The sequence below is a fragment of the Marinobacter similis genome (assembly GCF_000830985.1).
GTDB lineage: Bacteria > Pseudomonadota > Gammaproteobacteria > Pseudomonadales > Oleiphilaceae > Marinobacter > Marinobacter similis.
Window position 1 is genome coordinate 755,837 of sequence record NZ_CP007151.1, and the last position, 22,471, is coordinate 778,307.

Here is a 22,471-nt window from a genome sequence, read left to right on the forward strand (position 1 = left end):
TAGTCAGGCCTGGCCCGCTGCGGCCATACACCTGTCCAACACCTCTTCAATACTCAACCCTGTAGAATCAATGACTTGCGCATCATCCGCAGGCTTGAGAGGGGCTGCAGAACGGTTCATATCCCGCTCATCGCGAACCCGTATCTCTTCTAAAAGGGCATCAATGTTAACATCGACGCCTGCGTCCTTCAACTGGCTAAATCGTCTGCGGGCCCGCTCCTCTGCACTGGCGGTCAGGAAGATCTTGACCGGAGCATCGGGGAATACCACGGTGCCCATGTCACGACCGTCGGCGACCAGGCCCGGTGCCTTTCGGAAATCCCGCTGACGCTGCAACAGCGCATCCCGAACCGGCTGCATGACAGCAACCCGCGACGCATTATCGCCACAGGTCTCGGTGCGTATCTCCGAGGTGACATCCTCTCCGGCCAGAATGACCTTCGCCGGCTCTCCCGGGGGCGTCGGCTCAAACGCCACATCCAAAGACGCCGCGACGCCAATCAGGGTTGCCTCATCTTCGAGGGACACACCCTGACGCACAGCCGCCAGTGCGGTCAAGCGATAGAGTGCGCCACTGTCGAGCAGATGAAAGCCCAGTTTCTTGGCCAGCATCTGGGTGACCGTGCCCTTGCCCGATCCACCGGGGCCGTCGACCGTGATTACCGTCGGCAGGTTATCCGTCATTACTCAGCTCCCTCCGCGGCAATTCGGATTCCGGTGCTCTGGGCCAATTCGACGAAACCGGGGAACGATGTTGCCACATTGGCACAATCAGTCACTTCAATGTCACCTGTTGCCCGCAAGGAGGCGACGGCGAACGCATGGCAATGCGGTGATCGCCTTCGCTGTCGACCTGGCCACCGGAAATGGTTTGCCCACCTTCAATGATAATGCCGTCCGACGTTACCGTGGTTTCAACACCCAGATTCGCCAGACCATCAGCCATAACCTGAATTCGGTCACTCTCCTTCACACGGAGCTCTTCGGCACCACGGAGCACGGTTCGCCCCTTGGCGCAGGTGGCAGCAATGAACAGCACCGGAAATTCATCGATAGCCAGAGGCACCTGGTCCTCCGGAATGTCGATACCGGTCAGTTCGGCAGAACGAACCCGAAGGTCGGCCACCGGCTCACCGCCGATCTCACGCTCATCGAGCACTTCGATATTCGCGCCCATCTGACGCAAGATGTTGATAACACCAACACGGGTCGGGTTCATGCCGACGTGGCGAAGCACCAGATCTGAGTCCGGGGCAATGCTGGCAGCCACCAGGAAAAACGCAGCGGAAGAAATATCTGCAGGCACATCAATATCGTTGGCAACGAGTTCCCCACCACCGCTGACACTGGCCGTGGCACCATCGCGATGCACGTGATAGCCGAATCCGGCCAGCATGCGCTCAGTATGGTCCCGGGTTGGCGCAGGCTCTGTCACCGAGGTGCTGCCCTCGGCATAGAGACCGGCCAGCAACAGGCAGGATTTAACCTGGGCACTGGCCACGGGCATTTCGTAATGGATGCCAGTCAGGTGCTGGCCGCCACGGATTTTCATCGGCGGACGGCCGCCCTCGGCGGTATCAATCACTGCACCCATGGCCCGCAGCGGATCGGCTACACGGCCCATGGGGCGCTTGGTCAGGCTCGCATCGCCGGTCAACTCGGAATCAAATGGCTGCGCCGCCAGCAAACCAGCGAACAGACGCATGGCTGTGCCGGAGTTGCCCAGGTACAACGGGCCCCGCGGTGCCTGCAAACCGTTGACGCCGACGCCGTGAATACGGACAAAGCCGTCATCCGGCCCCTCAATGGTGACGCCCATATCCCGGAATGCCTGAAGCGTAGCCAGGCTATCCTCCCCCTCAAGAAAGCCTTTTACTTCCGTGATGCCGTTAGCCAGCGCGCCCAGCATGATTGACCGATGGGACATGGATTTATCACCCGGTACCCGGATATCACCGGCGATCGCGCCGCCGGGCTGAAGACGAAACGTTACCTGATTCTCACTGTTTTTTGTCACGTAAGCCTGCCCTGAAAGCATTTTTGAAAAGTGTTCCCGCGCCGCCTTGGCGCGACTGAAAACCCGGAGCAGCATGGCACTGTCCTGATTGGCAATCGCATCGCGCAACTGATCCAGATCATGGGTGAAATGGTCAATCACACGCAGCACCGCGTCGCGGTTGGAAAGAAAAATGTCGTGCCACATCACCGGATCGCTGGCCGCGATTCGGGTGAAGTCGCGAAAGCCGCCCGCGGCGTACCGGAAGATGTCCATATTCTCGTCTTCACCGGCCAGGGTATCCACTAGCGAAAAGGCGATCAGGTGCGGGAGATGGCTGGTGGCCGCAAGCACCTCATCGTGATAAGCCACCGACATCGTTAGCACCGTGGCGTCGCAGCCTTCCCACAGCTGCTTGAGGTTCGCCAGGGCCTCGGGATTGGCGTCGTCGGCCGGGGTCAGAATAACTTTGTGGCGGGCAAACAGATCGGGATTGGCGGCGCGAATACCACTCTTCTCAGAACCCGCAATCGGATGACCGGGGATTACCTGCGGGGACAACCTGCCGAACACCGCTTCAACGTCGGCCACAAAACTGGATTTGGTACTACCAACATCAGTCAGTACTGCCGACTCACCCAGCCAGGGTTTAATTTCTGCCAGCACCGCACGGGTTGCCCGAACCGGCACCGCCAGAACCACCAGATCACTGCCGGTGACCGCCTCTTCAATAGACTTGGCCGCTTGGTCAATAACACCCAGCTCAACGCCCAGAGCCAGCTCCTCGGCTCGCTTGTCTGCTCCGACCACCACTTCAGCCAGACCATTGCGCCTGAGAGCGCAGGCCAGCGAGCCGCCAATCAGGCCCAAGCCGATGATCGCGACACGCTTGAACAGAGCTTGCTGATCCGGCACCTCAGGCTTCCCTCTCAGACAGCGACTTTGATGAAAAAACAGATGACAACCCTGATGACAACCCAGATGCCAAAGACTGTTCGAGCGCCTCGATGAATTGCTGATTCTCTTCCGCCAGACCAACGGACACCCGCAGGTGGCGAGGCATGCCGTAACCGCCTACTGGGCGCACAATAACGCCCTTGGCGAGCAAGGCCTGATAAATGTCCTGCGCGCGTTCGCCGACATCAACCGAAATGAAATTGGCGGCCGAGGGTATGTACTCAAGCCCAAGACGGTCGAAGGCCTGCTCCAGCTGGCGCAGCCCGGCAGTATTCACCTCACGGGAACGTTCCAGATAGCGTTCATCTGCCAGCACGGCAGTTGCGGACGCCAGCGCCACGGTGTCGACGTTAAAGGGCTGGCGCACACGGTTGAGAATGTCGGCGATGGCTGGCGAGCTAATGCTATAGCTACCCTGAGTGCTGCAAGGCCCCAGGCTTTGGAAAAGGTTCTGCAGACAATCAGGTTCGGGAACTGTGCCAGCAGCTTCACCCCATCCGGGTACTCATCACCCTGCAGGTATTCGCAGTAGGCTTCGTCCAGCACCACCAGCACATTGGCGGGAATTTTTTCCAGGAAAGCTTCTATCGCCGCAGCGCCGTGTACGGTGCCGGTCGGATTATTCGGGTTAGCCACAAAAATCAGGCGGGTACGGTCGGTAACGGCCTCCGCCATGGCGTCGAGATCATGCCCCCAGTCTCGGGCAGGTACCGAGACCCCTTTGGCGCCAATGGCCTGGGTCACCAGCGGGTAAACCGCAAACGCGTATTGGGAAAAAATGACTTCGGCATCTCGATCGGCGAAGCAGCGGGTTATCACTTCCAGCACATCGTTGGAGCCATTACCCAGGGTGATCTGGTCCATATTGACGCCGAAACGATTCGCCAAGGCCTGCTTCAGATCGAACCCGTTGCCGTCCGGATACAGACACAGCTCTGACAGCGCCTTCTGCGCCGCCTTCAGGGCAACGTCACTGGGGCCCAGCGGATTTTCATTGCTGGCCAGCTTAACAATGTCGGCCGGATTCAGGCCCAACTCGCGGGCCAGCTCGTCAATTGGCTTGCCCGGCTGATAGGGAGACAGTGCCTGAACCCCGGTTACTGCCAGACTCTGGTAATCAACTGCCATCGCTATCACTCACTCCGTAACTTTTTCCTGCCCTTAACATCGCAATGCTAGAGAACACCAATCGGATAGGAACCCAGACGCTTCAGCTCAACCGCTTCCTCGTCCACCTGGGCCAGCAGCTTGCTCACCTGGTCGTCTTCCATGTGGCCTTCGAAATCGATATAGAACACATAGGCCCAGGTACCGCTGGGCGACGGCCGGGTTTCAATGCGAGTCAGGCTGATACCGTGCTGATGGAAAGGTTCCAGCAGCTGGTACAGCGCGCCCGGCTTGTTGCGCATAGATACCAGGATGGAAGACTTGTCGTGACCACTGGCCGGCACTTCTTCCCGACCTATAATCAGGAACCGGGTGGTGTTGTCCGGACGGTCCTCAATGCTGTTCGCCAGCTTCTTCAAGCCATAAAGCTCGGCGGCCATATCGCCGGCAATTGCCGCGGCACCTGGCTCTTCCGCTGCCCGGCGCGCCGCTTCGGCGTTGCTGGACACAGTGATGCGCTCGATACCGTAGCGATGGGTATCCAGCCACTGGCGGCACTGAGCAAAAGATTGCTGATGCGAGTAGATGCGGGTGATGTCCTGGTCTTCGTGCTTGGGTGACACCAGCAAGTGGTGGTGAATCCGAAGCTGAACTTCGCCGCAAATCTTCAGCGGTGACGACATGAACATATCCAGCGTGTGGTTGATCATGCCTTCGGTGGAGTTTTCCACCGGCACCACGCCGTAATGAGCCGCACCCGACTCCACTTCCCGGAACACTGCATCAATGGCCGGCAGCGGTACGCTGACCACTGAATGCCCAAAATGCTTCAGAGCAGCCGCCTGGGTGAAGGTTCCCACCGGCCCCAAGAAGGCAATGTGCATCGGCTTTTCCAGGGCCAGGCAGGCGGACATGATCTCGCGAAACAGTCGCGCCATCTCCTCGCCCGACAATGGCCCGGGATTCTGCTCTTTGATGCGGCGCAGTACCTGGGCTTCCCGCTCCGGACGGTAGAAAAACACGTCCTGGTCCGGGTTTGAGTCCATCTTTACGTGTGCCACTTCCTGGGCACAGCGAGCGCGGGCACTGATCAGATCCATGATCTGCTGATCAAGGCTGTCAATCTCATCCCGGAGTTCGGCCAGACGAATCTGCTCGTCACTCATGATTAACCACGCTCCTTCGCGAATTCAGCCATATACTGCACCAACGCATCGACACCGGCCTCCGGCATGGCGTTGTAGATGCTTGCACGCATGCCACCCACGGAGCGGTGCCCCTTGAGGTTAAGCAAGCCGCGGGCATCGGCGCCCTTAAGGAAGTCAGCATTGAGAGCATCGTCCGCCAGGGTGAACGGCACGTTCATCCAGGACCGGAAACGCGGATCGATCGGATTGGCGTAAAAATCGTTGGTGTCGATGAAATCGTAGAGTTTCTTGGCTTTGCGGGCGTTGATCGCCCCCATGGCCTCTACCCCACCCTGAGCCTTCATCCACTGGAACACCAACCCTGCCAGGTACCAGGAATAGGTAGCCGGCGTGTTGTACATGGAATCGTTATCGGCGATGACCTGGTAGTTCATCATCGTCGGCGTTTCCCTACGGGCTTTGCCCAGAAGATCTTTCCGAATGATGACAACCACCAGACCAGACGGCCCGATGTTTTTCTGGGCGCCGGCGTAAATCAGACCAAACTTGGAGAAATCCATAGGCCGGGACAGCATGGTTGAGGACATGTCCGCTACCAGCGGCACAGAACCGCTGTCTGGAATGAAGTCGAATTCCAGGCCGCCAATGGTTTCATTCGGCGTGTAGTGCAGATACGAAGCGTCAGCGCTGGTCTGCCAAGCTGAAACATCCGGAATCGAGCTGAATCCGGAATCCTCAGCACTGGCCACCACATTGATGTTGCCGTAGCGCTTGGCCTCGGCGATCGCCTTTTTCGACCAGATCCCGGTGTTCACGTAATCCGCAGACCCACCTTCTCCGAGGAGATTGAGGGGGATGGTGGCGAACTGACTGGAAGCCCCACCCTGCATAAAGAGTACGGCGTAATCATCTGATATACCGGCTAATTCACGAAGATCTCGCTCGGCGGTTTCAGCAATCTGTACAAACTCGTCGCTGCGATGGCTCATCTCCATCACGGACATACCAGTACCGCGCCAGTCCAGCATTTCCTCGCGTGCCTGCTGCAGCACTGCTTCCGGCAAGGTTGCCGGGCCTGCACAAAAGTTATACGCCCTACTCATGTTCCGTGATCTCTCAAGTCATACTGATTCGGTCTGTTGGCAGTGCCGGCTTAGTCTTCGCCGGCACCTTCCTCGGAGCTGCTCTCACCCGCTGCATCACCGGCGTCACCATTGGACTCTCTACCTTCTAGCGTACCTTCCAGTACTCCGCCTTCAGGTGCTTCACCGTCAAGCTCTTCGCCATCAAGGCCAGCGTCATCGGCTTCGGCAATCCGCTCCACGCCTACCAGGCGCTCGTCTTCCTGGCTCAGCTTGATCAGACGCACACCCTGGGTGTTCCGGCTCAGCACGGAAACTTCGTCCGTGCGGGTCCGCACCAACGTGCCCTTGTCGGAGATCAGCATCATTTCATCGCCATCGAACAACTGCAGGGCTGTTACCAGGTTACCGTTACGCTCGGAGCACTGCATGGCGATAACGCCCTGGCTGCCTCGGCCGTAAGTCGGGAATTCATCAATGGCTGTGCGCTTGCCGTAGCCGTTCTCACTGGCGGTGAGGATCACGCCATCTTCCTGAGGAATGATCAGGGAGACCACATGGTGCCCTTCTGGCATCTTGATGCCGCGCACACCACGGGCGGTCCGGCTCATCGGACGAACAGCCTCTTCGTTGAAACGCACCGCTTTACCGGCGGTGGAGAACAACATCACTTCAGCGTCGCCCTTGGTGATGGCTGCGCCAATCAGGGTATCGCCCTCATCCAGCGACAGCGCAATCAGGCCACTGCTGCGCGGGCGGGAGAAATTCGGCAGCGGCGTCTTCTTGACCACGCCAGCGTACGTCGCCATCAGCACAAACTGGTCTTCCGGATAATCCCGTACCGGCAGGAAGGTGGTAATACGCTCACCTTCATCCAGAGGCAGGATATTCACCATCGGGCGACCGCGGTGAGCACGGCTGGCACGCGGAATCTCGAATACTCGCAGCCAGTAAACCTTGCCCCGGTTGGAGAAGCACAGAATGGTGTCGTGGGAGTTGGCGACCAGCAGCTTCTCGACAAAGTCCTCGTCCTTCATGGACGTTGCAGCCTTGCCTCGACCACCGCGACGCTGGGCCTGGTAGTCTTCGACCGCCTGGGTCTTGGCATAACCACTGTGGGAGATGGTCACCACCAGGTCTTCTTCGTCGATCAGATCGGCAATGGTCAGGTCACGACGGGAGCTGGTGATCTCGGTCAGACGCTCATCGCCGTAGTCGTTAACGATTTCCTGCAGCTCATCACGGATCACCTGCATCAGACGCTCCGGATCGCCCAGAATGTCGAGCAGATCGGCAATCTTCTCCAGGATTTCCTTGTACTCGTTCTGCAGCTTCTCGGTCTCAAGACCGGTCAGGCGGTGCAGACGCAGATCCAGAATCGCCTGGGCCTGCTCTGGTGACAGATGGTACAGGCCTTCACGCAGGCCGTAGACCTCGGGCAGATCGTCCGGACGACAGGCGTCTTCGCCGGCGCGTTCCAGCATGGCCAGTACATCACCGGGCGACCAGCCCTTGTCCATCAGCTTTTCCTTGGCTTCAGCCGCGGACGGCGAGGCTTGATCAGCTCGATGATTTCGTCGATATTGGCCAGCGCAACGGTCAGACCTTCAAGGATATGACCACGCTCACGGGCCTTGCGCAGTTCGAAGATGGTACGGCGGGTGACCACTTCCCGGCGATGACGGATGAACGCATCCAGCATCTGCTTCAGGTTCAGGGTCTTGGGCTCGCCGTTGATCAAGGCAACCATGTTGATGCCGAAGACCGTTTCCAGCTGGGTCTGGGAAAACAGGTTGTTGATGATCACGTCCGGGTTTTCACCCCGGCGCAGCTCGATCACAACCCGGATACCTTCCTTGTTGGACTCATCCCGCAGCTCTGAAATACCTTCCAGGCGCTTCTCTTTAACCAGCTCCGCAATCTTCTCGATCAGCCGTGCCTTGTTCAGCTGGTACGGCAGCTCGGTAATGATGATGGCGTCGCGGTTGGTTTTCTTGTCGTGCTCGATTTCGTGGCGGGCGCGAATGTAGATCCGGCCGCGGCCTGTACGATAAGCCTCAACGATACCCGCCCGGCCATTGATGATGCCCTGAGTCGGGAAATCCGGTCCGGGGATAAACTCCATCAACTCATCAACGGTGAGATCCGGGTTGTTGATCAACTCCAGACACCCGTTCACCACTTCCGTCAGGTTGTGGGGCGGAATGTTGGTGGCCATACCAACGGCAATACCGGAGGAACCGTTGACCAGCAGATTCGGAACCCGGGTGGGCAGCACGTCGGGAATGCGTTCGGTGCCGTCATAGTTGTCGACGAAATCGACGGTTTCCTTGTCCAGATCCGCCAGCAGGGAATGGGCGATCTTTTCCATACGAATTTCGGTGTAACGCATGGCAGCCGCGTTGTCGCCATCGATCGAACCGAAGTTACCCTGACCATCAACCAGCGGGTAACGCAGGGAGAACGGCTGGGCCATACGAACAATGGTGTCGTAGACAGCAGAGTCACCGTGCGGATGGTATTTACCGATAACGTCACCGACCACACGGGCCGATTTCTTATACGCCTTGTTCCAGTCATTGTTCAGTTCGGACATGGCGAACAGAACGCGGCGATGCACCGGCTTGAGGCCGTCCCGCACATCCGGCAGCGCACGGCCGACGATGACGCTCATGGCGTAATCGAGGTAGGACTGTTTTAACTCGTCTTCTATGTTTACCGGCAGGATCTCTTTGGCTAACTCACCCATCGAGAAAGGTTCCTTTGCGTTATCTGGAAGTCGTGTCGGAGCCGTTATACGGCCCCCTAGTTATTCTGTAATAAGCCGCCGAGTCTACCACAATCACACCGTTACCGGGGCAACTGTGAGACAGGCTTAATCAAACACCACCGTCTTGTTTTCGTAGGTAATCACCTGGTCTTCGATGTGGGAGCGAAGGCCTCGAGCCAACACGTTCTTTTCCACATCCTTACCCAGGCGAACCATGTCGTCGATGGAGTCGCGGTGTGTTATGCGAATAACGTCCTGTTCGATGATCGGACCTTCGTCCAGATCCTCGGTGACGTAATGGCAGGTCGCACCAATCAGCTTCACACCGCGGCTATAGGCCTGATGGTAAGGACGCGCACCGGCAAACGACGGCAGGAAGCTGTGGTGGATATTGATCACCTTGCCCGAGTATTTGCGACACAACTCGGCAGGCAAAATCTGCATGTAGCGGGCCAGCACAACCACGTCGACATCGTACTGCTGGAACAACTCTTCGATGTGGGCGAAGGCCTCGGCCTTGTTGTCCTTGCTCACCGGGACATGGTGATAAGGAATCTCATGCCACTCCACCATGCGGCGAAGGTCGTCGTGGTTGGAAATCACCGCCGCGATCTCAGCATTCAGCTCCTTGCTGTGCCAACGGTGCAGCAGGTCCGCCACACAGTGTGACTCCTTGCTGCACATCAGAATGACTTTCTTCGGCTGGGCCGAGTCGGCAATGTGCCAGTTCATGTCGAACTCACGGGCAATCGGCTCAAACGCCGCCCGGAACTGATCAAGACCAAAAGGGATAGAACTGGCCTTGATTTCGTGCCGCATGAAGAACCGGCCGCTCTGGGTGTCCGAGTGATGGCTCGCCTCGGTAATCCAGCCATTGTACGTGGACAGAAAATTACTCACCTTGGCGACAATTCCGACCCGATCCGGGCAGGAAATCACAAGACGATAGGTATGCTCCATGGAAAGCCTTTCCTTAACTGAAATCCGGGAAAGCAGGTGCGCCGGGGAACCACTGGCGGAACAATCGACAGGTTGACGTTACGCACCGATGAAAATGACCGACTATCATAGCCTATCTGAACGCCAGAAACGAGGAACAGAATCATGGACAAGGCCCCACAGCGGCAAATCAAAGGAACCCGCCTCAAGAGGCAGTCAGAGAGCCTCAGCGCCATCGCCCTGACCCTGACCCTGACAGTGTTCACAGCAGGCCCGGTCTCCGGACAGGCCATTCTGGAAGGCGAACGCTTCCATCCAGCAGTTGCCACCCAGGGAATGGTCGCTACCAGCCACACCCTCGCAACGGACGTCGCCCTGCAGGTGCTAAAAGACGGCGGCAATGCCATCGATGCAGCGGTTACAGCCGGCTTTGCCCTGGCCGTCACCCAGCCACGGTCCGGCAACATTGGCGGCGGCGGCTTCATGCTCATTGCTAAAGGCGATAACAGCGCACCCGAAGCCATCGATTACCGGGAGAAGGCCCCGGCAGCAGCCTCGGAAACCATGTTCCAGGATGACAACGGCGAAGTGGTCAAGAACCGGAGCCGGTTTACCCACCTCGCAGCGGGTGTCCCGGGCACTGTTGCCGGGCTGGCCATGGCCCTGGAGCGCCACGGCACTCTATCCCTGAAACAGGCCCTGGCGCCGGCCATCAAACTGGCCCGGGATGGATTCACCGTACCGCAGCGCTTCACCGATGGCCTGGAACAGGCCCGTGCCCGCCTCGAACCCTGGCCGGCGACGCTATCGACCTTCTATAAAGCCGATGGCAGTGCCTACCAATCCGGCGACATCTTCCGACAACCAGACCTGGCCGATACCCTTCAGCGCATTGCGGACCAGGGGGTAGACGGTTTTTACGAGGGCGAAACCGCTGAGCTGATTGTTGCCGAAATGGATCGCATGGTGGCTTGATTACCGAGTCGGATCTGAGCAGTTACGAGCCGGTGGTTCGCACGCCGGTACATGGCACCTATCACGACTACGACGTGTTCTCCATGTCGCCGCCCTCCTCCGGCGGCACCCACATCGTGCAGATCCTGAATATCCTCGAGGGCTATCCGCTCCGGGAATCCGGCCATAACACCGCCGATACCATTCACTGGATGGCCGAGGCCATGAAACTGGCCTATGCCGACCGTTCCCAGTACCTGGGCGATACCGATTATGTGGATGTGCCGCTGGCCGGCCTGACGAGCAAGTCCTACGCTGAGGCGCTCAGAAAAGACATCACTCTTGAACGGGCGCGACCGGCCAGCGAGATCGGACCTGGCGAGCCCACCGCCTATGAAAGCCCGGAAACCACCCACTTCTCGGTGGTCGACAAATGGGGCAATGCTGTCTCCAACACCTACACCATCAATTTCAGTTACGGCTCTGGCATCACCGTGGAAGGTGCCGGCTTCCTGCTTAACAATGAAATGGACGATTTCAGCGCCAAGCCCGGTGTACCCAACGCCTACGGCCTGATTGGCGGCGAGGCAAACAAAGTGGAACCCGGCAAGCGCATGCTCAGCTCCATGTCGCCCACCATTGTGAAAAAACAGGGCAAGAATTTCCTGGTCACCGGCAGCCCGGGTGGTTCCCGCATTATCACCACCACCCTGCAGGTGCTCCTGAATGTGATCGACCATGACATGAACATCCAGACTGCCGTCAGCGCGCCCCGGGTCCATCATCAGTGGTTGCCGGATGAGCTGCGCATTGAGCAGGGCATCAGCGGCGACACCGTGAAGTTGCTGGAAAGTCTTGGCCATACCGTGGTTACCAATTCGGCGATGGGAGCCATTCAGAGTATTATGGTGGGAGAGGACGGAACACTTTACGGGGGTGCTGATCCGCGGCGTAGTACGTCCTCGGCTCAGGGTTACTGATACCGCCGCCGCACCCGATTCATCAAAACCAGGAGGCGATAATGTATCTGTCTGTGCAATTGAGCTGCTATCCGCTCAAGGAAGACTACAAACAACCGATCCGGGACCTGATTGCCCGCCTGGAACAAACCGGGCTGGAAGTTTACCCCGGCCGCATGAGCACAGAGATCTTCGGAGAGTTCGACGAAGTCATGAAAGTGCTCTCCGATACCATGAAATGGTCATTTGAAACCTACGGAAAGTCCGTGTTCGTGGCCAAGATCATGGAGGGTGACCGGAGACCGAGATGACCGCTCCCAATGAACCGGGCGATCGGAAGCCGTCGGATTCACCAAAACCGGCCATTCCGAACCAGTATTCCTTCCTGTGGCTGAGCGCCGCCATCTTTCTGATGGTGCTCTGGCTTCAGGACAGCGGGCAGCCAAAGCTGCAGGTACTGGCGTACTCCGAGTTCAAGACCGCGGTTATTAACGGCCAGGTGGCCGCCGTTACTCTGAAAGACGAGCGCATCACCGGCCAGTTCTCCGACGCCGATGCCGGATTCCAGACCATCCGCCCACCGATGGAGGATCCGGTATTACTCAACTTACTTGAAGAAGCCGACGTCACCATCTCGGCGACCCCCTCCGGGTTGCCTGGTGGCAAGAGCTAATTCGCGGTTTCCTGCCCTGGATCCTTCTGCTGGCTCTGATGTTCTGGTTCTGGGGCGTGGCTCAGAAACGAATCACCCAGGGCGGCGGCCCGTTCGACTACGGTAAGTCGAAAGCACGCCTGGCCCGGCGGGAAACCTCCACCACCACGCTGGATGATGTCGCCGGGATCGAATCGGCGAAACGCGAGATCGCGGAGATCATCGATTTCCTCAAATCCCCGGAAAAATATCGGGCCCTGGGTGCCGAAATGCCCAAGGGCGTGCTTTTGGTGGGGCCACCGGGTACTGGTAAAACGCTTTTGGCGCGCGCCATTGCCGGCGAGGCAGAGGTGCCTTTCTTCAGCATCAGCGCCTCGGAATTTATCGAAATGTTTGTGGGTGTCGGCGCCGCCCGGGTAAGGGACATGTTCCTGAACGCCCGCAAGGCCGCGCCAGCGCTGATTTTCATTGACGAACTGGACGCCATCGGCCGATCCCGGGGCACCGGACTGGGCGGCGGCCACGACGAACGGGAACAGACGCTAAATCAGATCCTCACGGAGATGGACGGCTTCGAACCCCACGAGAACATCCTGGTTTTGGCCGCCACCAACCGGCCCGATGTACTGGATAGCGCCCTGCTCCGACCCGGCCGATTCGACCGCAAGATCACCCTGGACCGCCCCCACAAGGAAGCCCGTGCCGCCATTCTGAAAGTACACGTGCGCAAGGTGCCCCTGGCGGACGATGTCGACCTGGAACAGATCGCAGCGCGCACCATTGGCTTTTCGGGCGCCGACCTGAAAAATCTGGTCAACGAGGCCGCCCTGACTGCAGCCCGGGAAAACCTGCACGAAGTCACCGCCCACTGCTTTGAGCTGGCCCGAGACCGGATCATCCTCGGTGAAGAACGCGATGCCCACCTCTCGCCCGAAGAACGTGAGGCTGTGGCCTATCACGAGTGCGGCCACGCCATCATGGCCTACTATCTACCCAAGGCCGACCCGCTGACCAAGCTCACCATCATCCCCCACGGCATGGCCATGGGCGTCACCGAGCAAACGCCTAGGGACGATCAGTACAGCTACACCGAGAGTTATCTAAAAGATCGGATCAAGGTAATGCTCGGCGGACGGTCGGCCGAAAAAGTGATCTATGGCGAGGTCAGCACCGGCGCCCAGAACGATCTTAAAGAAGCCACCACGCTGATCCGAAAAATGATTGGCCAATGGGGTATGAGTGAAAAAATAGGACCGCTTGGCCTGAGTATTGGCGAAGAGCACGTATTTCTCGGCCGCGAGATGGGCCTGCCACGGGAATTCAGCGAGAAAACCGCCGAGCTGATTGATGCTGAGATTCAGGCTCAGCTGATGGCGCTGGAAAAGGCCACACTCGATTTCCTGACCGAGCATCGGGCGCAACTTGAAGCCCTGGCCAAAGCTGTGCTGAAACAGGAGACCCTGTCAGCGGAAGAGGTCGATGAAATTCTCAAGCGGGAGGACGATCGCAAGATTGCCTGAGCAGCCACAAGGCCGCCCAGGTCACAGCCATCCTGATCAGGAATGACCCAGAATGGCCGCCAGCTTATCCTGCGTTTTGTCCTCAAAATCACTGGCATCGTGCCGTTCGTGCAGCTGCTCTTCCGGCTCGCCCCACGTGCGGTTAACCATCCGCCCACGCCGTACCGCCGGGCGATGAGCAATCTCTTCCATCCAGCGCACCACGTTGCTGTAAGTATGAGCCTCCAGGAACTCGGCCGCGTCGTAAACCTTGTTAGCCACCAGGGCGCCGTACCAGGGCCAGATCGCCATATCGGCGATGGTGTACTCGTCGCCCGCGATGTAACGGTTATTAGCCAACTGACGGTCCAGCACATCCAACTGGCGCTTCACCTCCATGGTGTAGCGGTTAATAGGGTACTCGTATTTTTCCGGCGCATAGGCGTAGAAGTGGCCAAAGCCGCCACCCAGCATGGGCGCGCTTCCCATTTGCCAGAACAACCAATTCAGGGTTTCCGTGCGCTTGGCAATATCCTTGGGCAGGAAGGCACCAAACTTCTCCGCCAGGTACAACAGGATGTTGCCGGATTCAAACACGCGAATGGCCGGATCTGCACTGCGGTCCACCAAGGCCGGAATCTTGGAGTTCGGGTTCACCTCGACAAAGCCGCTGCCAAACTGATCGCCGTCGCCAATCTTGATTGGGTAAGCGTCGTATTCCGCACCCTTGATGCCCTGCTCCAACAGCTCTTCGAGCATGACGGTGACTTTGACCCCATTCGGTGTTGCCAGTGAATACAACTGCAACGGATGCTCGCCTACCGGTAGCTCCTGGTCATGGGTAGGCCCGGCAATCGGCCGATTGATTTTGGCAAAGGTGCCGCCACTCTCGGACTCCCATTTCCAGACTTTGGGCGGGGTGTAAGTCGGGTCACTCATAACGGAATGCTCTCCTAACGGGCAAATGGACAACGATAGATCGCTGCCCTTTGAATTTCCTGTAAGTGGTACGCCGCTTAAGGCGGACAGGACCAGTCGGTCAAAAAATGCTGATGTTTCAGAGGTGTTGGGCCGAAAACCGCGGATTCAAGCACAGCACCATATTGCGGATAACGCGCACTGGCGCCACCACGGCAAGTTCCGAATTCACTGCTATAATTTCATGGCTGTATTTAACATTTTTTGACAATCTTGTTCGCACCGTCGGACGACGGAATCCATTGTAAACGAGGGAGTTTACATATGAAGCCGCTTAATCGATTAGCACGTCCCTGGCTGGTTATTGCCATAGCCGCACTGCTCGTTGCCTGTGCTGGGCCAGGACCAAAACCGGACAGCGAACTGCAAGCTGCTGAGTCTTCAGTCCAGCAAGCCGAAGCGGCCGATGCCCGCAAATTCGAGCCAGTTCTCCTCAACCAGTCCCAGAATAAAGTGGCGGATGCCCGCGAGTTGATGGACCAGGAGCAATACCGGAAGGCCGAGCGCCTACTGGAGCAAGCCGCCGTGGATGCTCAATTGGCCGCCGCTCGTTCAGAAACCGAGAAAGCTCAGCGTGCAGTAGCGGAGATTAACCGGTCTATCGACGAACTACAGGATCAGCTCGAGACCAACTAACTGTGAGCCCGAACCAGGAGATTGAGATGACGACTCGTACCTTTGCCACCAGCATCGCAGTCGGGCTGCTTGCACTGATGACCGGCTGCGCCAGCTCTCCACCCTACAACGCCGAGGTTGATCAGGCGCGCACCCTGTATCTGAACATTGAGCAGGATCCCGATGTCGCCCGCAGTGGCGCAAGTCAACTTCGAGCTGCCAAGCGACAACTCGATCGAGCCGAAATGTTGCTGGAAGATGAGGCCGACATTTCCACAATCGAGCACGCCGCTTATCTTGCCACCAGACATGCAGAGATCGCCCAGCAACAAGGGCTCCGTGCGTCACTGGAAGACGAAATCAGCTCCGCTGAAGAGCGTCGGCAGAAGATCATGCTGCAGATGAAGACCAACGAGGCCGATGCACTACGAGCTCAGATGGCAGCCCTGCAGGCGGAAAAAACCGAACGCGGCATGGTGCTGACCCTCGGGGATGTTTTGTTCGACTTGAACAAGGCCGACCTCAAAGCCTCCGGCCAGCGAACCGTGGCCCGATTGGCGGAATTCATGCTGGAGTACGACGACCGTCGTGTACGGATTGAAGGCTATACGGACAGCACCGGCGAAGAATCGTACAATCGGCGATTGTCTGAGCGCCGCGCCATGTCGGTCTATGACGAACTACTCAGCCACGGCGTTTCCAGCAGCCGTGTCGAGTTTGAAGGCTACGGTGAGGCCTATCCGGTGGCCAGTAACGACACCAGCGCCGGGCGGCAACAAAACCGGCGTGTCGAAATCGTGATCTCGGACGAAACCGGGCAGATTGAGGGCCGCTAGAAATAACCAGGCCCGGGCAGCACGAAGAACTGCCCGGGCTCGCTTACGCCGGCAAGCCTGAGAGAAACCAAGAACTTTACCGCTTCAAACTATCCAGCACCTCAACGATCGGGGCTTGGTTGACTTGAATGAAACCGCGCTTTGGCCTGTCCAGATCGATAATCAGGAATACGATCAGGGTAATCAGGAGAGACACCAGCATGATGGGCACCACCATCCGCTGCCCGCTCAAACCCGAGGAGTACCCCATGATCCCTCCCGACGCTATAAAAACGACGAACAGGAGGATCAGCACCACTTCCGGCACGTGCATCTGCAGTAAGGCATTACGCTTGCCTTGGCTGTCGATGGCATCGTTCAGAGATTTCACGAACGCCCCCGTTGTTACCGGACGCGGGTCAACGTTGGTAGCCGCAATCGCCAGCGACCAAAGCTCGCTCTGCAATTGAGCGATCTTGGCGTTGTATTCCTTGCGCTCGTCAACCTTGGTCAGGTCAACCTGGCCTACCTCCACCCGTAACTGCGCATAATCCCGCCACAGCTGCTTGGCGTCATCCTGGAATTCCTGCGGCAGCAACTCTACCCTCAGCACCGCCGTTCCAATGGCATTGGCTTCGTCAATGACGGCAATGCTGCGATTGTCATAGCGCTGCATCGACATGCTGAAGGTAAAACCCAACAGCAACGCCAACAAGCCCAGAATACTGGCCTGAACAGACCCAGTGAGCTCCTTCATTTCTGACGTGGTGCGAGACTGGGTGAAACGACCAGTTCTAAATCCCAGCTCGTTACAGACAACAATTGCGACGAAAAGCGCCGCGGCAATCAGCACGCTGCTGAATCCGTAGAGTACTTCCTGTTCGTTCATGGTAATTCCCAGGTGGAGCGAAAAGCGTAAAAAGGCGAGGCGTTGCCGCTGCTTAAGGCGCTAACACTATCCCCATTTAAAGCGACATAAAAGCATTAGAACGCGACTTTCGCGAACTCCCTATAGGAAGTCCCTATATAAAGAAGAAATCAGCAACCAAGTGCACGGCCCTCGGTCGTTTAGTCCACACCGGTCTTCGAGGAGTACAATGATAGAAGACCATCGTGCAGAACAGCGACCAGACCATGACCTGCTTTCGACGATTCCTACGGATGTTAGTGCTGATTGCCCTCGCCCAGGGCGCTCAGGCGCCCTGGGCTGCGGGACCTATCTGGTCGACAACGATGCCTGGCCCATTGAGGTTGAGGAGCGCTGTGGGGCCAGATTACGTGGTGGAATATCCCACAGCCACAGTCCCCGGGCTGGGCGTGGTACAAACCGAAATGCATTGGTACTACAACCCCGGGCCCCAGCGGTTTATAAGGCGGCTGACCTTCCGCAATGGCAAGCTGGCACAGGTGGAAAGCCTGGGTTATGGATTCCATGTTTCCGATCGGGCCAGTTGCAACATCAGCACCCTTCGGCACGCTCGCACCGAATACGAGCTGATCGCCCGTTGCGGCGAACCCGTCTCAAAGCGAGTGGAATGGCGGACGCCCAAACCCACTCGACGCCTGGAGACTTGGCAGGGATTGCGGCCGGTGCTGGTTCAGCTGTGGCTTTACCACCTCGCTAACAACCAGTTCCGGCAGGTAGTCACCCTGAGAAACGGACAGGTGGTGGACATCGAATCCCGCTCTGCCCGGTAAGCGGCTGGCGCAAACACGCTCGGGGCCTGCAACACTTTTCCGCAGTTTCTCCGTAAACGCGACCAAATGACTAACTGCCAATCCTGTTACCCACGTTGCTAATTTGATAGTGAAACTGGCGATATTCCATTCCACTGGTAGGCTTAATCTCGTTGCAGATAATGCAGTGAAAAACAGTGTGAGTTGTATCCAGGGAGCAAAAACAAAAAACAATACAAGCCTGAACGGAGCAATCTCTATGTTGAAAGGAAATCTGAAACTCACGTCACAACGCACCATTCTTGCCACCTGTTTCGTTGGGTTGTCCGCCAACGCGGCTGTCAGCGTGGATACCTACACCCTTCGGGAAGCCGTCACCGTGGAAGGAGTTCGCAGTCATCAAGCGGCCTTCCAAGCGGCTGCTGATGCCAACGGTGGTACCCGAGAGGCGTCGTCTCCGGGGTATCAAGCCTCTGTAGACTATGTCGCAGAACAACTGACTGCAGCCGGCTACGAGGTCACGATCCAGGAATTCGATTTTCCCTTCTTTGAGGAAAACCAGCCCGCCATTCTGGATCAGTTGGCGCCCACGCCAACGTCCTATGAATATTTCGGCGTGGATGGGTTTGCCACCATGACGTACTCCGGCAGCGGTGACGTTACTGCTATCGCAGAGGGGGTGGACCTCGCCCTACCTCCCGGAACCGATGCCAACACCTCAACCAGCGGCTGCGAAGCAACTGATTTCGCCGGTTTCACAGCGGGCAGCATTGCAGTGATACAGCGCGGCTCCTGCTCTTTTGCGCAAAAGGCACAGAATGCGCACGACGCGGGTGCCGCCGGCGTGATCATTTTCAATGAGGGCCAGGAAGGGCGAACCGATGCTTTCTTGGGAACGCTCGGTGGCCCGGATTTTTCCATTCCCATTGTGGGCGCGGCCTTCTCGGTTGGCACCGATTTGGCGGCCGGGGGCGTTGAAGTCAATCTTTTTGTCGATGCCGCATCGGAAATCCGGAGCACATCGAACGTTATCGCCGAAACAACAGCCGGACGGGATGACCGTGTTGTGGTGGTGGGTGCACACCTTGATTCGGTTTCCGAAGGCCCCGGCATCCAGGATAACGGCAGTGGTTCGGCCGCCATTTTGGAAACCGCCCTGCAGATTGCCCGACAGGAGATCTCACCGCGCAACAAGTTGCGTTTCGCCTGGTGGGGCGCGGAAGAGGCAGGTCTGTTGGGTGCGGAGCATTACGTCGCCAATCTCAGCCCGCGCGACATCAAAAACATCGCCTTGAACCTCAACTTCGACATGATTGGCTCACCTAACTTTGTGCGCTTTGTGTACGATGGTGACGGCTCAGATACCGCTCTGGCCGGCCCCAATGGTTCCAAGAACATTGAGAGCGTCTTCCTGAAGTACTTTGAAGAAATGTCGCTTCCGGTCGAGCCTACTGCGTTCGATGGTCGTTCTGACTACGGTCCGTTCATCGCAGTCGGCATTCCAGCCGGAGGATTGTTCACCGGCGCTGAGGGGATCAAAACCGCCGATGAAGCTGCTCTGTATGGCGGCACCGAAGGCGACCAGTACGACCCTTGTTATCACCTCGCCTGTGACACCTTCGATAACATCAGCCTGGAAGTGCTGGACCAGATGTCCGATGCCGTTGCGCACTCTGTCCTGACCTTTGGGATGACAACGTCATCTGTAAATGGCACCGACAAGGGTAAGGGTCTTGGCAAATTCAAAGATGAAATGGAGTATCGCGGATCGAAGCTGGTTAAATAACCGAGCCTCCTTCAGCACTTGAGGTTAATACCCAGACGGAGTGGCCATCGGCCACTCCGTCCCATGCAAACATCCTTCTCTATCAAGCCGAAGCTCGCGCGGCGCGGGCCGCGTGAAGCTTCTTATAGCTCTCAACCAAACGCAGGTGCTTATCCAGTCCTTCCAGCTGCGAGTTGGTTGGGGTAAGGCCGTAAAAACGCGTGCTGCCATTCACTGAGCCAACCACCGCATCCATGGTCTCATCCCCGTACATGCGTTTGAGATTGAACAGGTAGTCGTCCAGCTCAAGTTCATCATCCAGGGTGATTTCCAGCACTGCGTTCACTGCCCGGTAGAACAGGTTGCGCTCAACAGTGTTGTCGTTGAACTGCAGGAACATGTCGACGAACTCCAGAGCCTCCTCGTGCCACTCCAGCGCCAGGCAGATCAGCAGCTTCAGCTCCAGAATTGTCAGCTGTCCCCACACGGTGTTCTCATCAAACTCGATACCAATCAGGCTGATGATCGTCATGTAGTTGTCGAGCTGGCTGGCTTCCAGGCGCTCCGCCAGATCGGCAAGCTGCTCGTCAGTCAGGGAATGCAGGTTGAGAATGTCCTGACGGTAGTCCAGGGCCATGTTGGTGTTATCCATGATCAGGTCTTCAACCGGATACACCTCGGAATAACCGGGCACCAGAATACGGCAGGTGGGCGCGCCAAGGTCTTCATACACGGCCACATACACCTCTTTGCCCATCTCCTTGAGAATATTGAACAAGCCGACGGATTCTTCTTCGTTAGTGCCGGAGAAATCCCACTCACAGAACTCGTAATCCTGCTTGGCACTGAAGAAACGCCACGACACCACACCGGTTGAATCAATGAAGTGCTCAACAAAGTTGTTGGGCTCAGACACCGCCAGGCTGTTGAACGTCGGCGCCGGTACATCATTCAGGCCTTCAAAGCTCCGGCCCTGCATCAGTTCAGTCAGGCTGCGCTCCAGCGCCACTTCAAAGCTCGGATGTGCGCCAAAGGAGGCAAACACACCTCCGGTACGCGGGTTCATCAGGGTCACGCACATGACCGGGAACTGGCCACCCAACGAGGCGTCTTTGACGAGGATGGGGAAACCCTGGGCTTCCAGCGCGTCGATGCCCTCAAGGATATCGGGGTACTTTTCCAATACGTTTCGGGGTACGTCCGGCAGCGCAATTTCCTCTTCGATGATCTGGCGCTTCACGGCCCGCTCGAAGATCTCTGACAGGCACTGCACTTCGGCTTCGAACAGCGTATTCCCAGCACTCATGCCGTTACTGAGGAACAGGTTCTCAATCAGGTTCGAGGGAAAGTACACTACCTCGCCATCGGACTGCCGAACGAACGGCAGAGACACAATGCCCCGCTCCACATTGCCGGAGTTGGTGTCGATCAGGTTAGAGCCACCCAGCTCGCCGTCCGGGTTGTAAATAGCCAGGCTGTAGTCATCCAGAATACCCTCAGGCAGCTCGTCATTGGGCCCTGGCTTGAACCATTCCTCATTGGGGTAATGAACGAATTCGCTGTTGGCGATCTCTTCACCGAAGAACTGATCGTTATAGAAGAAGTTGCAGTTCAGGCGCTCAATGAACTCACCCAGCGCGGAACACAGGGCGCTCTCCTTGGTGGAGCCCTTGCCGTTGGTAAAGCACATGGGCGACGCCGCATCGCGAATGTGCAGCGACCACACATGGGGCACAATGTTGCGCCAGGAGGCGATCTCAATCTTCATGCCCAGATCCGCCAGGATGCCGGTCATGTTGGCAATGGTTTGCTCCAGCGGCAGGTCCTTGCCTTCAATGAAGGTACGGGCATCGCCGTCTGGCTCCACCATCAGCAGGGCCTGGGCGTCTTCGTCCAGGTTATCGACCTGCTCAATCTGGAACTCGGGGCCGGTTTGAACGACCTTTTTGACGGTACAGCGATCAATCGACCTCAGGATGCCCTGGCGATCCTTGTCGGAAATGTCCTCCGGCAGCTCTACCTGAATCTTGAAGATCTGGTTGTAGCGGTTTTCCGGATCAACGATGTTGTTCTGCGACAGGCGGATGTTGTCCATGGGAATGTCCCGCGCCTTACAGTACACCCGCACGAAATAGGCCGCGCACAGCGCCGAGGATGCCAGGAAGTAATCGAAAGGGCTGGGGGCGGAGCCGTCGCCCTTGTAGCGGATAGGTTGGTCAGTAACGACGGTGAAATCGTCAAACTTGGCTTCAAGTCTGAGATTGTCGAGAAAGTTGACGTTGATTTCCATTACGAGGGTACCAGGATTGGAGAATTTGGCGCGCCGTGGCCTTAAACTCGGTCCATTATCCAGTTTTTCTTACCCGTCGTCTTGGGGGGATTACCAGTATCCCACCCTACGCGGGTTTCTCGATTCCATCGCCATCATCGATCCTTAACTAAATAACCTACATTCCATGGCCTACCCTTCCGTTAACATCATAATGACCATGCTATATTTCCATTGGCAGGCCGTTTGGCTTCCTTGGTCGCGTCAGAAGCATCGGGTTTCTACAACC

At 57.5% G+C, this 22,471-nt stretch carries 14 protein-coding genes and 4 pseudogenes; 8 read left to right on the plus strand and 10 right to left on the minus strand.

Going from position 1 to position 22,471, the window contains the following annotated elements; genetic code table 11:
• Positions 1 to 3: 3 nt before the first annotated feature.
• The 7 genes and pseudogenes from cmk to purU form a co-directional block, all read right to left on the minus strand.
• Positions 4 to 684, minus strand: coding sequence for a (d)CMP kinase (gene cmk, locus AU14_RS03395; protein ID WP_041338922.1), 681 nt, complete (start codon positions 682 to 684; stop codon positions 4 to 6).
• Positions 684 to 2,911 (minus strand): annotated as a pseudogene (locus tag AU14_RS03400) (bifunctional prephenate dehydrogenase/3-phosphoshikimate 1-carboxyvinyltransferase). Before AU14_RS03400 ends, cmk begins: the two are co-directional and overlap by 1 nt.
• 1 nt (position 2,912) lies before the next feature.
• A pseudogene (hisC, locus tag AU14_RS03405) lies at positions 2,913 to 4,081 on the minus strand (histidinol-phosphate transaminase).
• A 47-nt stretch (positions 4,082 to 4,128) separates the two neighbouring features.
• Positions 4,129 to 5,226, minus strand: a complete 1,098-nt coding sequence (gene pheA, locus AU14_RS03410) for a prephenate dehydratase (protein WP_041338924.1) — start codon at positions 5,224 to 5,226, stop codon at positions 4,129 to 4,131.
• 2 nt (positions 5,227 to 5,228) lie between these two features.
• On the minus strand, positions 5,229 to 6,311 hold the full coding sequence (gene serC / locus AU14_RS03415) for a 3-phosphoserine/phosphohydroxythreonine transaminase (protein WP_041338927.1): 1,083 nt from the start codon (positions 6,309 to 6,311) through the stop codon (positions 5,229 to 5,231).
• A gap of 50 nt (positions 6,312 to 6,361) precedes the next feature.
• Positions 6,362 to 9,039 (minus strand): annotated as a pseudogene (gene gyrA / locus AU14_RS03420) (DNA gyrase subunit A).
• 126 nt (positions 9,040 to 9,165) lie between these two features.
• The gene (gene purU / locus AU14_RS03425) at positions 9,166 to 10,020 is read right to left on the minus strand and encodes a formyltetrahydrofolate deformylase (protein ID WP_041338930.1); all 855 of its coding nucleotides are present in this window, start codon (positions 10,018 to 10,020) and stop codon (positions 9,166 to 9,168) included.
• Between the two features lie 144 nt (positions 10,021 to 10,164).
• Here purU and ggt point away from each other — a divergent pair.
• From ggt to ftsH, 4 genes and pseudogenes are all read left to right on the plus strand, one after another.
• Positions 10,165 to 11,933, plus strand: a pseudogene (gene ggt / locus AU14_RS03430) (gamma-glutamyltransferase).
• 41 nt (positions 11,934 to 11,974) lie between these two features.
• Positions 11,975 to 12,223 carry a YkoF family thiamine/hydroxymethylpyrimidine-binding protein gene (locus tag AU14_RS03435; protein WP_041338932.1) on the plus strand — a complete coding sequence of 83 codons (249 nt, stop codon included), beginning with the start codon at positions 11,975 to 11,977 and terminating at the stop codon, positions 12,221 to 12,223.
• Complete coding sequence (locus AU14_RS20460) at positions 12,220 to 12,585, plus strand: ATP-dependent metallopeptidase FtsH/Yme1/Tma family protein (protein ID WP_236744348.1); 366 nt, start codon at positions 12,220 to 12,222, stop codon at positions 12,583 to 12,585. The genes AU14_RS03435 and AU14_RS20460 overlap by 4 nt, the downstream gene beginning before the upstream one ends.
• 38 nt (positions 12,586 to 12,623) lie before the next feature.
• The gene (gene ftsH / locus AU14_RS03440) at positions 12,624 to 14,084 is read left to right on the plus strand and encodes an ATP-dependent zinc metalloprotease FtsH (protein ID WP_236744349.1); all 1,461 of its coding nucleotides are present in this window, start codon (positions 12,624 to 12,626) and stop codon (positions 14,082 to 14,084) included.
• Between the two features lie 36 nt (positions 14,085 to 14,120).
• On the opposite strand, the gene yghU is transcribed toward ftsH, so the two are convergent.
• Positions 14,121 to 15,002 (minus strand): glutathione-dependent disulfide-bond oxidoreductase, encoded by an 882-nt coding sequence (yghU, locus tag AU14_RS03445; protein ID WP_041338935.1) that lies wholly within the window; start codon positions 15,000 to 15,002, stop codon positions 14,121 to 14,123.
• Positions 15,003 to 15,305: 303 nt separating this feature from the next.
• Here yghU and AU14_RS03455 point away from each other — a divergent pair, with 303 nt between their 5' ends.
• Both AU14_RS03455 and AU14_RS03460 read left to right on the plus strand, forming a co-directional pair.
• Positions 15,306 to 15,677: a DUF4398 domain-containing protein gene (locus tag AU14_RS03455; protein WP_041338941.1), complete on the plus strand. Its 372-nt coding sequence runs from the start codon at positions 15,306 to 15,308 to the stop codon at positions 15,675 to 15,677.
• Between the two features lie 26 nt (positions 15,678 to 15,703).
• Positions 15,704 to 16,492, plus strand: coding sequence for an OmpA family protein (locus tag AU14_RS03460; RefSeq protein WP_041343558.1), 789 nt, complete (start codon positions 15,704 to 15,706; stop codon positions 16,490 to 16,492).
• A 76-nt stretch (positions 16,493 to 16,568) separates the two neighbouring features.
• Here the strand turns inward: AU14_RS03460 and AU14_RS03465 are convergent, their stop codons facing one another.
• Positions 16,569 to 17,360 (minus strand): bestrophin-like domain, encoded by a 792-nt coding sequence (locus AU14_RS03465; RefSeq protein ID WP_041338944.1) that lies wholly within the window; start codon positions 17,358 to 17,360, stop codon positions 16,569 to 16,571.
• Positions 17,361 to 17,584: 224 nt separating this feature from the next.
• Between AU14_RS03465 and AU14_RS03470 the strand changes: the two genes are divergently transcribed.
• The gene (locus tag AU14_RS03470; RefSeq protein WP_236744350.1) at positions 17,585 to 18,169 is read left to right on the plus strand and encodes a DUF2845 domain-containing protein; all 585 of its coding nucleotides are present in this window, start codon (positions 17,585 to 17,587) and stop codon (positions 18,167 to 18,169) included.
• Positions 18,170 to 18,407: 238 nt separating this feature from the next.
• On the plus strand, positions 18,408 to 19,934 hold the full coding sequence (locus AU14_RS03475; RefSeq protein ID WP_094191139.1) for a M28 family peptidase: 1,527 nt from the start codon (positions 18,408 to 18,410) through the stop codon (positions 19,932 to 19,934).
• Positions 19,935 to 20,016: 82 nt separating this feature from the next.
• On the opposite strand, the gene AU14_RS03480 is transcribed toward AU14_RS03475, so the two are convergent.
• The gene (locus AU14_RS03480) at positions 20,017 to 22,203 is read right to left on the minus strand and encodes an OsmC domain/YcaO domain-containing protein (protein ID WP_041338947.1); all 2,187 of its coding nucleotides are present in this window, start codon (positions 22,201 to 22,203) and stop codon (positions 20,017 to 20,019) included.
• Positions 22,204 to 22,471: the final 268 nt, after the last annotated feature.

Excerpts from the sequence above, each read along its gene's own strand:
- cmk (WP_041338922.1), bottom strand. The coding sequence starts at position 684 with ATGACGGATAACCTGCCGACGGTAATCACGGTCGACGGCCCCGGTGGA.
- pheA (WP_041338924.1), bottom strand. The coding sequence starts at position 5,226 with ATGAGTGACGAGCAGATTCGTCTGGCCGAACTCCGGGATGAGATTGAC.
- serC (WP_041338927.1), bottom strand. The coding sequence starts at position 6,311 with ATGAGTAGGGCGTATAACTTTTGTGCAGGCCCGGCAACCTTGCCGGAA.
- purU (WP_041338930.1), bottom strand. The coding sequence starts at position 10,020 with ATGGAGCATACCTATCGTCTTGTGATTTCCTGCCCGGATCGGGTCGGA.
- AU14_RS03435 (WP_041338932.1), top strand. The coding sequence starts at position 11,975 with ATGTATCTGTCTGTGCAATTGAGCTGCTATCCGCTCAAGGAAGACTAC.
- AU14_RS20460 (WP_236744348.1), top strand. The coding sequence starts at position 12,220 with ATGACCGCTCCCAATGAACCGGGCGATCGGAAGCCGTCGGATTCACCA.
- ftsH (WP_236744349.1), top strand. The coding sequence starts at position 12,624 with ATGTTCTGGTTCTGGGGCGTGGCTCAGAAACGAATCACCCAGGGCGGC.
- yghU (WP_041338935.1), bottom strand. The coding sequence starts at position 15,002 with ATGAGTGACCCGACTTACACCCCGCCCAAAGTCTGGAAATGGGAGTCC.
- AU14_RS03455 (WP_041338941.1), top strand. The coding sequence starts at position 15,306 with ATGAAGCCGCTTAATCGATTAGCACGTCCCTGGCTGGTTATTGCCATA.
- AU14_RS03460 (WP_041343558.1), top strand. The coding sequence starts at position 15,704 with ATGACGACTCGTACCTTTGCCACCAGCATCGCAGTCGGGCTGCTTGCA.
- AU14_RS03465 (WP_041338944.1), bottom strand. The coding sequence starts at position 17,360 with ATGAACGAACAGGAAGTACTCTACGGATTCAGCAGCGTGCTGATTGCC.
- AU14_RS03475 (WP_094191139.1), top strand. The coding sequence starts at position 18,408 with ATGTTGAAAGGAAATCTGAAACTCACGTCACAACGCACCATTCTTGCC.
- AU14_RS03480 (WP_041338947.1), bottom strand. The coding sequence starts at position 22,203 with ATGGAAATCAACGTCAACTTTCTCGACAATCTCAGACTTGAAGCCAAG.